This is a genomic window from Streptomyces anulatus (genome assembly GCF_000721175.1).
GTDB lineage: Bacteria > Actinomycetota > Actinomycetes > Streptomycetales > Streptomycetaceae > Streptomyces > Streptomyces anulatus_C.
In genome coordinates this window covers 140,680-153,350 of record NZ_JOEZ01000035.1, presented here as the reverse complement: position 1 = coordinate 153,350, position 12,671 = coordinate 140,680, and the positions used below count along the sequence as shown (strand labels likewise).

Here is a 12,671-nt window from a genome sequence, read left to right as displayed (position 1 = left end):
TCGGGGCTACAGCTGATGCTCCAGGGGTGAGACCCTCCTAGAACGGATACCACCGCACCGCCGGATCCCCGTCGCGCAGCGATGCCACCCGGCGGCGGAATTCGGCGAGGGCCTTCGGATTGGCCGGGGCGTGCTGGGAGACCCAGGCGCAGCTGGCCGTCTCGCGGGCGCCGCGCAGCACCGCGCACCCCTCCCACTCCCGGACGTCCCAGCCGTACGCGGAGGTGAAGGCGTCGTAGGCCGCGGGGGCGAGGCCGTAGCGGTCGCGGGAGAGGGCGAGGACGACCAGGTCGTGTTCCCGGAGGTCGGCGGAGAACGTCTCCAGGTCGACCAGGACCGGGCCGTCCGGTCCGACGTGGACGTTGCGCGGGAGTGCGTCGCCGTGGATCGGGCCCGGCGGCAGATGCGGGACGAGTGCGGCGGCCGCGGCCGCGAAGCCGTCGCGGCGCTCACGGAGGTAGTCGGCGTCCGCCGGGTCGATCGCGTCTCCCGCCAGGCTCAGCCACCGCTCCACGCCGCCCAGCAGTTCGCGGCGCGGCAGGGTGAAGTCCGTCGGGGCGGGCAGCGCGTGCACCAGGGAGAGCAGCGGCGCGAGGTCGCGCGGCTCGGTGGGGCGCACGGGGTCGGGGAGCCGGTGCCACAGCGTCACGGGGTGGCCCTCGACCAGGCGGGGCCCGCGCTCGGCCGCGCGGACGGCCCGGACGCCGGACGCGGCGAGCCAGTCGGCCAGGGCCACTTCCCGCTCGGCCCGCTCGCGGAGCTCGGGGTGACCGGTGGCGTCCCGGCCGACCTTGATCACCAGGTCGTCGGCCGCGAAGACCGCGTTCTCGCCCAGCGCGAGCAGCTCCGCCGTGCCGGGGAACCCGGCGGCCGTGAGCACCTCGCGCGCTCGCATCTCGTCCATGGATGCGATTTTGCATCCCCGCAGGCCACCTTGACGAACCGATGACCCGTCAGCACGATGACGGAGGCCTCCCGGACAGCCGGAACGGGATGAAGTCCGCCTCAGGTGCATCAGTGAGATACAGGACAGAGGGGTCTTCTTCGTGACATCGGTGACCGCGACGAAGCGGTCCGGACCGGACGGCCCGGACGGTGGGCGCAACGAACGGGACGGGCGCGGTGGACAGGGCGGGCGCCCGCGGAGCTTCTGGCGTCCGGGGCGCCCAGGTCCTCCGGAACGTAAGGCGTTCGGGGACCGGGCCGCCTGGTTCCTGGTGCTGCCCGCGCTCATCCCGATCCTGGTCCTCAGCGTCGGCCCGCTCCTCTACGGCATCGCTCTCGCCTTCACCGACGCGCAGTCCGGCCGGACCCGCTCCACCCAGTGGATCGGCACCCTCAACTTCCAGGACCTGCTGCACGACACCCTGTTCTGGGATTCGTTCCGGATCGGCCTGCTCTGGGCCGTGGGCGTCACCGTCCCGCAGTTCCTCCTGGCGCTCGGTCTCGCCCTGCTGCTCAACCAGAACCTGCGGATGCGCTGGCTGGCCCGGGCGCTGGCGATCATCCCCTGGGCGATGCCCGAGGTCGTCGTCGGCATCATGTGGCGGCTGGTCTACAACCCGGACGCGGGCATCCTCAACGAGACCATCCGCGACCTCGGACTCGGCGACGGCCGGGACTGGCTGACCGGCCTTGCCACCGCGCTGCCCGCCGTGATCCTCGTCGGCATCTGGGCGGGCATGCCGCAGACCACCGTGGCGCTGCTCGCCGGGCTCCAGAACACCCCGCGCGAACTCCACGAGGCGGCGGCCCTGGACGGGGCGGGCGCCTGGCGCCGTTTCCGTACGGTCACCTGGCCGGCCCTGAAGCCGATCGCGCTCGCCATCTCCGCGCTCAACCTGATCTGGAACTTCAACTCCTTCGCCCTGGTCTACGTCCTGACCAGCGGAGGACCCGGCGGCCGGACCCGGCTGCCGATGCTCTTCGCCTACGAGGAGGCCTTCCGCTACGGGCAGTTCGGCTACGCCGCGGCGATGGGCTGTGTGATGGTCGCGGTGATCTCCGTGCTCCTGGCCCTCCATCTCGTCGGCCGGCTCAGGGGAGGCGAGGACCGATGAGGCCTGGACCGATGGGGCAGAAGCCGGCACGGCGCGAATCCACCGGGCTGCGCACCGGCGGGCCCGCGCGGGCCGCACAGTACCTGGCCCTCCTGGCGTACCTGGTCTTCCTCGCGTTCCCGTTCGTGTGGCTGATCTCGACCGCGTTCAAGCCCGCCCGCGAACTCGGCTCGCTGCACCCCACCTGGATCCCCGAGCAGCCCACACTCGACAACTTCCGGCAGGCCTTCGACGAGCAGCCGCTGCTCCAGGCCGCGGCCAACTCCCTGCTCGCCGCCGTCGGCGCGGCCCTGATCGCCGTCGTGATCGCCACCCCGATGGCCTATGTGATGGCCCGCCACCGGGGGCGCCTCGCCACCGCGGCGACCGGCTGGGTCGTGGTCAGCCAGGCGTTCCCGTTCGTCCTGGTGATCATTCCGCTCTTCCTGATCCTGAAGAACCTGCATCTGATCAACACCCTGTGGGGGCTGATCCTGGTCTACGTCGTCTGGTCGCTGCCTTTCGCGCTGTGGATGCTCGCCGGTTATGTAAGGGCCGTGCCGGCCGAGCTGGAGGAGGCCGCCGCCGTCGACGGGGCGGGCCGGGTGCGGACCCTCGTCTCGGTCGTCGCCCCGCTGCTCGCCCCCGGGATCGTCGCCACCGCGCTGTTCGCCTTCATCACCGCATGGAACGAGTTCTTCTTCGCGCTCGTCCTGCTCAAGACCCCGGAGAAGCAGACCTTGCCGGTCGTCCTCACCCACTTCCTCGGCGCGGAGGGCGTGGCCGACCTCGGCCCGCTCGCCGCGGCCGCCTTCCTCGCCACGCTGCCCTCCCTCGTCCTCTTCGCCTTCATCCAGCGGCGGATCACCGGCGGGATGACGGCCGGGGCGGTGAAGAACTGATGCGCGCCACGGCCCGGCGGGCGGCGACCGCCGTCGCCGTACTGGCCCTGCTGCTCACCGGCTGCTCCGGCGGCGGCGACGAGGGGCGGGACGCGGACGGCACGATCCGGCTCAGGTTCCAGTCGCTGGCCTGGCAGAAGGAGTCCGTCGACGCCAACGAGCAGTTGGTGAAGGAGTGGAACGACGCTCACCCCAACGTCCAGGTGGAGTACGTCCAGGGCAGCTGGGACAGCGTCCACGACCAGCTGCTCACCTCCTTCGAGGGCGGCGAGGCCCCCGATGTCATCCACGACGCATCCGACGACCTGGCCGACTTCGCGTACGGGGGCTACCTCGCCGACCTGCGCCCCTTCCTCCCCGGCCGGCTCAAGGCCGATATCCCCGAACAGTCCTGGCGCACCACCACGTTCGGCGAGGGCGTCCACGGGGTGCCCTTCCTCCAGGAGCCCCGGGTCCTGATCGCCAACACGAAGCTGCTGAAGGCCTCGGGCGCCCGCGTCCCGACCCCGGAGCGCCCCTGGAGCTGGCAGGAGTTCCGGCAGGTGACGAAGGAGCTGACGGGCAAGAGGCGGTACGGGATCGCCTGGCCGCTCAAGGAGCCGGTCTCCGTCACCCTCAACCTCGGCCTGTCCGGCGGCGGGCAGCTCTTCCACCGCGACGACGACGGCAAGGCGGTCCTGCGCTTCGAGCAGGGCGACGGCGTGGTGACCGGCACCATCCGCGACCAGGTCAACACCGACGGCAGCGCGGCCCGCAGCGCGCTGGGCATGGGCGGTTCGGACGCGCTGCCCGGGTTCTTCGGCGGCAAGTACGCGATGCTCCCGCTCGGGTTCTCGTACCGTCAGCAGGTCATCCAGCAGGCCCCCGAAGGGTTCGACTGGACCGTCCTGCCGATGCCGGCGGGCGCGGGCGGCGCGGTCCAGGGCGTGAGCCCGCAGACGCTGTCGGTCGCCGAGGAGAGCCCGCACAAGAAGGAAGCCGTCGCGTTCATCGACTTCCTGCTGCGGCCGCCGAACATGGTGCGCCTGGCGCGCGGGGACTGGATGCTGCCGACCGGGACGGAGGCGCTGGCCGATCCGTCGCTGCGTACCGCCGAGCACGGCTGGGCCGTCGGCACCGCGCTCGCCCAAGGGCTGCGGCCGGCGCCGGCCCAGTCGGTGCGGGGCTATCCCGAGTGGAAGGACAAGGTGGCGACCCCCGCGCTCCAGGAGTACTACAGCGGCGCGATCGACGCCGACGGGCTGAGCAGACGGCTGGTGGCCGACGGGAATCGGGTGCTGGCCCGCTACCAGCGCTGAGCCCGAACCGAAAGAAATTGCACGAGACGTATCGTCTCGCCTACGGTGGGCGGCATGACGGAATCCCCGCGTGCCCACATCGCCATGTTCTCCATCGCCGCCCACGGACATGTGAACCCGAGTCTCGACGTCATCCGCGAACTCGTCGACCGTGGACACCGTGTCAGCTACGCCATCCCGGCCTCCTTCGCCGAGAAGGTCGCCGCCACCGGCGCCGAGCCCGTGATCTACACCTCCACCCTGCCGACCGACGAGGACCCCGAAGCCTGGGGCACCGAGCTGATCGACAACATCGAACCCTTCCTGAACGACGCCATCCAGGCGCTCCCGCAGCTTGTCGAGGCCTTCGCGGGCGACGAGCCCGACCTCGTCCTGCACGACATCACCTCCTATCCCGCCCGGGTCCTCGCCCACCGCTGGGGCGTCCCCGCCGTCTCCCTCTGGCCCAACCTGGTCCCCTGGGACGGGTACGAGGAGGAGGTCGGGGAGCCGATGGCCGCCGAGCTGAAGCGGACCGAGCGCGGCAGGGCGTACTACGCGCGCTTCGACGACTGGCTCGCCGGGAACGGCCTCGGCCATGTCTCCAGCGACGACTTCGTGGCCCGTCCGCGCCGCGGCCTCGTCCTGATCCCCGAGGCGCTCCAGCCGAACGCGGACCGGGTGAACCGTGAGATGTACACCTTCGTCGGCGCCTGCCAGGGCGACCGCGCGGACCAGGGTGAGTGGGCCCGGCCGTCCGGTGCGGAGAAGGTGCTGCTGGTCTCGCTCGGCTCCTCGTTCACCAAGCAGCCCGCCTTCTACCAGGAGTGCGTCGAAGCCTTCGGCGGCCTGCCCGGCTGGCATGTGGTGCTCCAGATCGGCGCGCACGTCGATCCCGCCGAACTCGGTGACGTACCCGGCAACGTGGAGGTACGCACCTGGGTGCCGCAACTGGCCGTCCTCAAGCAGGCCGACGCCTTCATCACCCACGCCGGCGCGGGCGGCAGTCAGGAGGGGCTCGCCACCGGCACCCCGATGGTCGCCGTCCCGCAGGCCGTCGACCAGTTCGGCAACGCGGACATGCTCCGGTCGCTGGGGGTGGCCCGGCACCTGCCGATGGAGGAGGCCGACGCCGCGAGTCTGCGCGAGGCCGTGCTCGCCCTCGTGGACGACCCCGAAGTGGCCGCCCGGTGCGGGCGCCTGAGTGAGCAGATGGCCCGGGAGGGCGGCACTCCGCGGGCCGCCGACCTCATCGAGGCGGAGCTGTCGCGCTGAGCGGATCCGCCTGAATGGTATCCGGACGTTCTCCGTCCCGCCCCACGTGCCGCGGCCAGCGGTTTCGTGGGGCGGAACGCCTTTGTTCCCTTTCTGTGAGGCCGATGTGACGCCGGGTCCGGTCGGCGCATCTGCACGCACACCCTTGCGATTTCACACCCGGGGCCGGGTGTTCACCCCTCTCGCGCACACCTTCACGGGCCTTCACGTGTCTTCACGCATGGTCACATCTGCCTCAAGGGCCTCAGGTGGGGTGCGGGTGACGGCCCGACGGGCGGTGTCCGACGCCGTGAAGGCGGCTCTGAGCAGGCGGTATGCCGGGTGGAGGCGGTCTCTCGGAGCTGCTCTTCGCCGGTCTGTCCGGGCGAGCCGGATGCCTGTCGGTCCTTCACGCACCTTGTGACCAGCCATGGCTGATTTCCTATTGCGAAACCTTGTTGAGCAAGTCACACCTCCATGAAGGCCTTGATCTGCGCTCGTCAATCGGTCAGGGTTTCGAGCCAGCCCCCGGAGATCTTCCGGCCGAGGGTCAATCCCCCCACAAAGAATGACGAGGAGCTGCCTCTTCATGGCCAAGCACCAGCGCACCCGTCGCATCAAGCTGACCGCCGCGATCACCGCCGTGGCGGCCGCCGCCGGAGTCACCCTTCTCGGTACCTCGTTCGCGGGAGCCGCACCGGCTCCCATGGGCACGGTCTACGGCGCGGACGCCGCGACCGCGGTGTCCGGCAGCTACATCGTGATGCTGGACGAGAAGAAGGCCGACAAGTCCAAGCTCGCCGAGGAGTACGGCGGCAAGCTCAAGCGCAACTACTCCTCCAGCATCAACGGCTTCTCCGCCAGCGGCCTTTCGGAGACCGAGGCCAAGCGCCTCGCCGCCGACCCCGCCGTCGCCAAAGTGGTGCAGAACAAGAAGTTCAGCATCGACGCCACCCAGGACAACCCGCCGTCGTGGGGTCTGGACCGGATCGACCAGACCGAGACCGCGGGCGACAACGCCTACACCTACCCGGACGCCGCCGGCGAGGGCGTCACCGCGTACGTCATCGACACCGGTGTCCGTGTCACCCACGAGGACTTCGAGGGCCGGGCCACCTCGGGCTTCGACGCCGTGGACAACGACGACGACGCCGACGACGGCAACGGGCACGGCACCCACGTGGCGGGCACCATAGCCGGGGCCGCGCACGGCGTCGCCAAGAAGGCGAACATCGTGGCCGTCCGCGTCCTGGACGACAACGGCTCGGGCACCACCGAGCAGGTCATCGCCGGGATCGACTGGGTCGCCGCCAACGCCAAGGGTCCGTCCGTCGCCAACATGAGCCTCGGTGGCGGGGCCGACCCGGCTCTCGACGAGGCCGTCCAGAAGGCCATCGCCGCGGGCATCACCTTCGGCGTGGCCGCCGGGAACGAGTCCAGCGACGCCGGCCAGGGCTCGCCCGCCCGTGTCCCCGAGGCGATCACCGTCGCCTCGTCCACGGACGCCGACGAGCAGTCGTCGTTCTCCAACTACGGTTCGATCGTGGACATCTACGCCCCGGGCTCGGACATCACGTCCACCTGGATCGACAGCGACACCGGCACCAACACGATCTCCGGTACGTCCATGGCCACCCCGCACGTCGTCGGCGCGGCCGCCGTCTACCTGGCGGGCCACCAGGACGCCACCCCGGAGGCGGTCGCCACGGCGCTCACCGAGGGAGCCACCCCGGACGCCATCAGCAACGCCACCGAAGGCACGGCGAACCTGCTCCTCAAGGTCGTCGAGTAGCACCCCGGTTCCGACCGGACGCCGGGCGGCGGTGGGCACGTACCACCGCCGCCCGGCCCCCGCGCACAGCAGCCGCCGCGCTCTCCCCCACGGGGCGTGGCGGCTGCGCCGTGCGGGCAGGCCGAAGGGGACCCGCGATCGCCCCGCCACGGATCGCGCCGGGCAGCGTGTCGGCCCGAAGCGACGTCAGGCCCTAGGGTGGGTGGCCATGACGACGACGTACGCGGCGCTGCTGCGGGGGATCAACGTGAGCGGCGGCAAGAGGGTCCCGATGCCCGAACTGCGCACCGTCCTCACCGAACTGGGACACACCGGCATCGCCACCTATCTGCAGAGCGGCAACGCCGTCTTCCGGAGCGACGGCGACGACGAGGACGCCCTGGCCGCCGCCCTGGAGCAGGCCCTGCACGAACGGTTCGGATTCGCCGTCGACTGCCTAGTGCGCGACGCCGGCTATCTCGCCGCCGTCGCCGACGCCTGCCCCTTCCCCGCCGCCGACCTGGAGGGCAAGCAACTCCACGTCACCTACTACGACCGGCCCGTGGACGCGGACCGCTTCGCGGACCTGGAGGCGGGCGACTTCCTGCCGGAGGAGTTCCGGCTCGGCGACCGCTGTCTGTACCTGTACGCCCCCGACGGGCTCGGCCGCTCCAAGCTGGCCGTCGCGCTGGGACGCCCCCGCCACGTCAGAGGCCTCACCGCCACCAGTCGTAACTGGAACACCGTGGCGAAGCTCGTGGAGATGACCCGTGGCTGAGAGCCTGTCGGGCGACCTCTGACCGGGCGGCCACGCCCTGGCACGCACGCTTCCGGCGTTGCCGAAAGGCCCTGGCAGCTCCCCCCCCCACGACGAACTGCGCGACGCGGACGGCCCGTACGCCGCCCTGTGGCGCGCCCGGTCCGGCAGCCGCACCGCGCCGCACCCCTGAGCGCTCCTCCTCGCCCGGCCGCCGCACCTGGCCGGGCCGCCCCGAATGGCCCACCGGACCGGAGTCCGATTGGCCCAGGAGCCCGCGCCAATCGCTTTCTAGGGTGAGAACCATGAGCACCCGCCACGCCACCACCGTCGACTTCTACTTCGACCCCGCCTGCCCGTTCGCCTGGATCACCTCCCGCTGGATGCTGGAGGTCGAGCAGCGGCGCGACCTCGACCTCCGCTTCCGGCCCATGAGCCTGTATCTGCACAACCAGGGCAACGACCTGCCCGACCGGTACCGCGAGCTGGTCGACAAGTCGATCGGACCGGTCCGGGTCGCCGTCGCCGCGGCCGCCGCGCACGGCGACGGCATCCTGCGGGACCTCTACACCGCGCTGGGCACCCGTATCCACCAGCACCAGGAGAAGGACTTCGCCGTCGCCGTCGAAGCGTCCCTCGCGGAACTGGGCCTCCCCGCCGCTCTGGCGGAGGCCGCGCACTCCACGGCGTACGACGTGGAAGTCGCGCGCAGCCACGACGCGGGCAAGGACCCGGAGCAGGACGCGTACGTGGGCACGCCGACGATCCACGTCGACGGCACGGTGTGGTTCGGGCCGGTCCTGAACGCGATCCCGCGCGGTGAGGAGGCGGCCGGACTCTTCGACAGCTTCCGGGTGCTCGCGGGCCACCGGGGCTTCTTCGAACTCAAGCGCGGTCGCTCGGGCGGCCTGTCCTACGACTGAGGAGCCACGGCGCTCACGCCGACAGCGACGCCCCCACCCTCACCCGCGCCTCGTCGTACCGGTCCAGCAGCAGCCGCGCCAACTCCGGGGCGGGGCCGAGGACATCGGCCAGCACGTCCGCCCCGGCAGCCTCGGCGCCCGCCGCGATCCGGTCGGGGAGCCGGCCGGGCGCGATGACGTACGGCGCCACCGCCACCCGCTCCACGCCGTCGGCGCGCAGGGCCCGCACCGCGTCCTCGGTGCGGGGAAGTGGTGCGGAGGCGAACGCAGGCCGCACGGCGCACCAACCGGTGTGCCGCAGCTCCCGCGCGATTTCAGCGATCACTGCGATCGCCTCCGGGTCTGTGGATCCCGCCGAGGCCAGGACGAGCCCGGTCCGGGGGAGGTCGCCGGGACGGATCCCGGCCTCCCGCAGCCGCCGCCCCAGGGTGACGCCCAGCAGCGGGGACGGGCCGAGGACGTCGGCCTGCCGGATGTGCAGCCGGGGCAGCCGGGCGCGGGCCTCGCGCAGGACCGACGGGATGTCGGTCTTGGCGTGGAACGCCCGGGTGAGCAGCAGCGGCAGGGCGACGACCTCGTCCGCGCCCTGTGCGGCCAGGCGCTCCAGCACCCGGGGCACGGAGGGCGCGTTGAACTCCAGGAACGCGGTCTCCACGCGCAGCCCCGGCCGCTCGGCCCGGACCCGCTCGGTGAGCGCGTGCACGGTCGCGGCGTGCCGCGGGTCGCGGCTGCCGTGGGCGATGACGAGGAGAACGGGACGGGGCATGGCGTGACTCAGTTCTTGATGAGGAGACCGCGGCTGCGCAGCACCCACCGCTCCAGCGGACTGAAGACGAGCAGGTCGATCGCGATGCCGACGAACAGGATGAGCAGGATCGAGAGGAAGATCCCGGGCATGTCGAAGTTGCTGCGGCCGTTCTCCAGCAACTGGCCGAGTCCCAAGCCCAGTTCGGGGGACGAGGCGATGATCTCGGCGGCCATCAGCGAGCGCCAGGAGAACGCCCAGCCCTGCTTGAGGCCCGCCAGATAGCCTGGCAGCGCCGCCGGGAGCACGATGTGCCAGGTCCCGCGCAGCCCGGTCGCGCCCAGGGTGCGGCCCGCCCGGAGGAACAGCGGCGGCACCTGGTCGACGCCGGAGACCAGCCCGTTGGCGATCGAGGGCACCGCGCCCAGCAGGATCACCGCGAACATCATCCGGTCGTTCAGGCCGAGCCAGATCACCGCCGGGGCCACCCAGGCGACCGACGGCAGCGACTGGAGCCCGGACAGGATCGGGCCGATCGCGGCCCGGACCAGCCTCACCCGGGCGACCAGCAGCCCCAGCGGCGTACCGATGGCGACCGCGAGCAGGAAGCCGAGCAGACCGCGCGAGACGCTGGTCCAGACGACCTCCAGCAGCGTGCCCGCCAGCCACATCTCCCGCGCACTGTTCCAGACGGCGGACGGCGGCGGCAGCTTGTAGACCTCCGTGACCTGGGCGCGGACCAGCAGCTCCCAGAGCACCAGGACCAGCGCCACCGCCACGACGGGCGGCAGCACCTTGCGCAGCAGGACCTCGCGCACCGGGGTGCGGCGGATCTGCACGGCGTCCAGGGCGTCGAGCCCGGCCTCCAGGCCCGCCAGATCGTCGGACTTCGCGCCGACCGGTCCGGCCGCCCCGTCCGGCCGCTTCCGGCTCGACGTGATGTCAGTGCTGGCCATGTCGGCGGATCTCCCCACGCAGTTCTTCGGTGATCTCGACGGACAGCTCCGCCACGGCGGAGTCCTCGATACGGCGCGGCTGCTCGATGTCGACCGTCCACTCCCGGGCGATCCGGCCCGGCCGGGACGACAGCAGCACGACGCGCTGCGCGAGCCGTACAGCCTCGCGCACGTTGTGTGTGACGAAGAGGACCGAGGCGTTCGTCTCCCGCCAGATCCGGGTGAGTTCATCGTGCAGCACATCGCGGGTGATGGCGTCCAGCGCCGCGAACGGTTCGTCCATCAGCAGCAGTTGGCTGTCCTGGGCGAGCGCGCGGGCCATCGCGACGCGCTGCCGCATACCGCCGGACAGCTCGTGCACCCGCTTGCCGTGGGCCCCGCCGAGCCGGACGAGTTCGAGCAGCCGCTCCGCCTCGGTGCGGCGCTCCGACTTCGGTACCCCGCGCAGCCGCAGGGCCAGTTCGATGTTCTTGCCCGCGGTCAGCCACGGGAAGAGGGCGTGCTCCTGGAACATCAGGGCCGGCCGCCCGCCGGGGGTCTCGATGGACCCGGCGGACGGGCGGTCGAGTCCGGCCACCAGATTCAGCAGCGTCGACTTCCCGCACCCGGAGGCTCCCAGGAGGGTGACGAACTCACCCGGAGCGACATCGAGCGTGATGTCGTCCAGCACGAGCTGCTGCCCCGTGGGTCCGGCGAAGGACTTCGAGACGTGCGCGAGACGGGCGGCGTGCTCGACCGCCGTGCGTTCCTCGGCCTTGGTGAGGGTGGTGGTCGCCATGGTCGTCACCTCCTGGGAATCCTGGATCCTGGTACGGGCGGGTGGGCTACTTGACGCCGAGACCGGCGTCGGCGACCTCGGGCCGGCCCTCGGCCTTGAGGACCTTGTTCAGCGGGCCCAGGTCGTAGATGCCCTGGAGGTTCGGCTCCTTGAGCAGACCGGACTTCACCGCGTGCCCGGCCTGCGTCTTGAGCGTGTCGGACAACGGGTCGTCGGTGATCTCGATGGACTCCCACGCCGGGTCGAGGATCTCCTCGGGCAGCGGCTTGCCGCTCAGGGTCTCCAGCGCCTTGTTCGCGGAGGCCTTGGCCTCCTCGGGGTTGGCGTTGATCCACCTGTTGGTGGCGACCGAACCCTTCAGCACCGCCTCGACGACGTCCGGGTGCTCGTCGAGGAACTTCTGCGACACGATGATGTTCGTGATCACGAACTTCTTGTCGGGCCACAGGTCCTTCTCGTCGAGGAGCACCTTCGCGCCCTCGGAGACCAGCTTGGAGGCGGTCGGCTCCGGCACCCACGCGCCGTCCAGGTCACCGGACGTGTAGGCGCCCGGCGTCACCTTGTTGTCCGAGCGGACCACGGAGACATCGCCCTTGCCGCTCTGGGCGTCGACCTGCCAGCCCTGCTCGGAGATCCAGTCGAGGAAGGCCACGTCCTGGGTGTTGCCGAGCTGCGGGGTGGCGATCTTCTTGCCCTTGAGGTCGTCCAGGGTCTTGATCCGGTCCGGGTCCACGACCAGCTTCACCCCGCCGGAGGCCGAACCGGAGATGATCCGCAGGCCCTTGCCCTGGGACCTGGCGTAGCCGTTGATGGAGGGCGAGGGGCCGATGAAACCGATGTCGATGGACCCGGCGTTCAGCGCCTCGATCTCCGAGGGGCCCGCGTTGAAGGTCGTGGACTCGACCCGGGTACCGCCCAGTTCCTTCTGGATGGTGCCTTCCCGGATACCGACCAGGGCGGTGGCGTGCGTGAGGTTCGGGAAGTAGCCGATCCTCACGGTGTCGGAGGAGAGCTTCTTCCCTCGGGCGGAGACGTTCGCCTTCCGGGCGCCGTCGCCCTCCGCCTGGGAACCGTAGCCGCATGCGGTGGCCGCCAGGGCGATCAGCGGCAGGGCGGCGACGGCGGCGAGGCCGCGGCGAGGGGTGGAACGGGGGGCAGGCACGGGAGGCTTTCCTCTCGTCGGCCCGGTGCTCACGTCCCGCTGGCTGGTCAGGGGGGCGTGGCCGGGAGGTCGGCAGGTCTTCGGCGGTACGGACGGTGCGGGAGGGC

The 12,671-nt window shown here is 71.4% G+C and carries 11 protein-coding genes and 1 pseudogene; 7 read left to right on the top strand and 5 right to left on the bottom strand.

Annotated features, from left to right (window positions below):
- Positions 1-37 precede the first annotated feature (37 nt).
- Positions 38-904 carry a phosphotransferase enzyme family protein gene (locus tag IG90_RS0131970; RefSeq protein WP_030592469.1) on the bottom strand — a complete coding sequence of 289 codons (867 nt, stop codon included), beginning with the start codon at positions 902-904 and terminating at the stop codon, positions 38-40.
- Between the two features lie 142 nt (positions 905-1,046).
- Between IG90_RS0131970 and IG90_RS0131965 the strand changes: the two genes are divergently transcribed.
- The 7 genes and pseudogenes from IG90_RS0131965 to IG90_RS0131935 all read left to right on the top strand — a co-directional run bounded on the left by IG90_RS0131965 (position 1,047) and on the right by IG90_RS0131935 (position 8,923).
- On the top strand, positions 1,047-2,060 hold the full coding sequence (locus IG90_RS0131965) for a carbohydrate ABC transporter permease (protein WP_030592466.1): 1,014 nt from the start codon (positions 1,047-1,049) through the stop codon (positions 2,058-2,060).
- Positions 2,061-2,071: 11 nt separating this feature from the next.
- Positions 2,072-2,941: a carbohydrate ABC transporter permease gene (locus tag IG90_RS0131960; protein ID WP_030592464.1), complete on the top strand. Its 870-nt coding sequence runs from the start codon at positions 2,072-2,074 to the stop codon at positions 2,939-2,941.
- Positions 2,941-4,239 (top strand): ABC transporter substrate-binding protein, encoded by a 1,299-nt coding sequence (locus tag IG90_RS0131955; RefSeq protein WP_030592461.1) that lies wholly within the window; start codon positions 2,941-2,943, stop codon positions 4,237-4,239. The genes IG90_RS0131960 and IG90_RS0131955 overlap by 1 nt, the downstream gene beginning before the upstream one ends.
- A pseudogene (gene mgt, locus IG90_RS0131950) lies at positions 4,236-5,493 on the top strand (macrolide-inactivating glycosyltransferase). The gene IG90_RS0131955 and the pseudogene mgt overlap by 4 nt, the downstream one beginning before the upstream one ends.
- A 568-nt stretch (positions 5,494-6,061) precedes the next feature.
- A complete protein-coding gene (locus IG90_RS0131945) occupies positions 6,062-7,264 on the top strand; it encodes a S8 family peptidase (protein ID WP_030592455.1) in 1,203 nt (400 codons plus the stop codon).
- Between the two features lie 208 nt (positions 7,265-7,472).
- Positions 7,473-8,021 carry a DUF1697 domain-containing protein gene (locus IG90_RS0131940; protein ID WP_030592452.1) on the top strand — a complete coding sequence of 183 codons (549 nt, stop codon included), beginning with the start codon at positions 7,473-7,475 and terminating at the stop codon, positions 8,019-8,021.
- A gap of 284 nt (positions 8,022-8,305) precedes the next feature.
- A complete protein-coding gene (locus tag IG90_RS0131935; protein ID WP_030592449.1) occupies positions 8,306-8,923 on the top strand; it encodes a mycothiol-dependent nitroreductase Rv2466c family protein in 618 nt (205 codons plus the stop codon).
- A 13-nt stretch (positions 8,924-8,936) separates the two neighbouring features.
- Here the strand turns inward: IG90_RS0131935 and IG90_RS0131930 are convergent, their stop codons facing one another.
- The 4 genes from IG90_RS0131930 to IG90_RS0131915 are packed head-to-tail and all read right to left on the bottom strand — an operon-like array spanning position 8,937 to position 12,564.
- Complete coding sequence (locus IG90_RS0131930) at positions 8,937-9,689, bottom strand: sirohydrochlorin chelatase (protein ID WP_030592446.1); 753 nt, start codon at positions 9,687-9,689, stop codon at positions 8,937-8,939.
- Between the two features lie 8 nt (positions 9,690-9,697).
- The gene (locus IG90_RS0131925) at positions 9,698-10,624 is read right to left on the bottom strand and encodes an ABC transporter permease (RefSeq protein ID WP_030592444.1); all 927 of its coding nucleotides are present in this window, start codon (positions 10,622-10,624) and stop codon (positions 9,698-9,700) included.
- Positions 10,611-11,402, bottom strand: a complete 792-nt coding sequence (locus IG90_RS0131920) for an ABC transporter ATP-binding protein (RefSeq protein ID WP_030592442.1) — start codon at positions 11,400-11,402, stop codon at positions 10,611-10,613. Before IG90_RS0131920 ends, IG90_RS0131925 begins: the two co-directional genes overlap by 14 nt.
- A 46-nt stretch (positions 11,403-11,448) precedes the next feature.
- A complete protein-coding gene (locus IG90_RS0131915; RefSeq protein ID WP_030592440.1) occupies positions 11,449-12,564 on the bottom strand; it encodes an aliphatic sulfonate ABC transporter substrate-binding protein in 1,116 nt (371 codons plus the stop codon).
- Positions 12,565-12,671 lie beyond the last annotated feature (107 nt).

Bases quoted from the DNA above. Each gene is read 5' to 3' on its own strand.
- IG90_RS0131955 (WP_030592461.1), top strand. From the start codon at position 2,941: ATGCGCGCCACGGCCCGGCGGGCGGCGACCGCCGTCGCCGTACTGGCC.
- IG90_RS0131945 (WP_030592455.1), top strand. From the start codon at position 6,062: ATGGCCAAGCACCAGCGCACCCGTCGCATCAAGCTGACCGCCGCGATC.
- IG90_RS0131970 (WP_030592469.1), bottom strand. From the start codon at position 904: ATGGACGAGATGCGAGCGCGCGAGGTGCTCACGGCCGCCGGGTTCCCC.
- IG90_RS0131920 (WP_030592442.1), bottom strand. From the start codon at position 11,402: ATGGCGACCACCACCCTCACCAAGGCCGAGGAACGCACGGCGGTCGAG.
- IG90_RS0131935 (WP_030592449.1), top strand. From the start codon at position 8,306: ATGAGCACCCGCCACGCCACCACCGTCGACTTCTACTTCGACCCCGCC.
- IG90_RS0131925 (WP_030592444.1), bottom strand. From the start codon at position 10,624: ATGGCCAGCACTGACATCACGTCGAGCCGGAAGCGGCCGGACGGGGCG.
- IG90_RS0131960 (WP_030592464.1), top strand. From the start codon at position 2,072: ATGGGGCAGAAGCCGGCACGGCGCGAATCCACCGGGCTGCGCACCGGC.
- IG90_RS0131940 (WP_030592452.1), top strand. From the start codon at position 7,473: ATGACGACGACGTACGCGGCGCTGCTGCGGGGGATCAACGTGAGCGGC.
- IG90_RS0131930 (WP_030592446.1), bottom strand. From the start codon at position 9,689: ATGCCCCGTCCCGTTCTCCTCGTCATCGCCCACGGCAGCCGCGACCCG.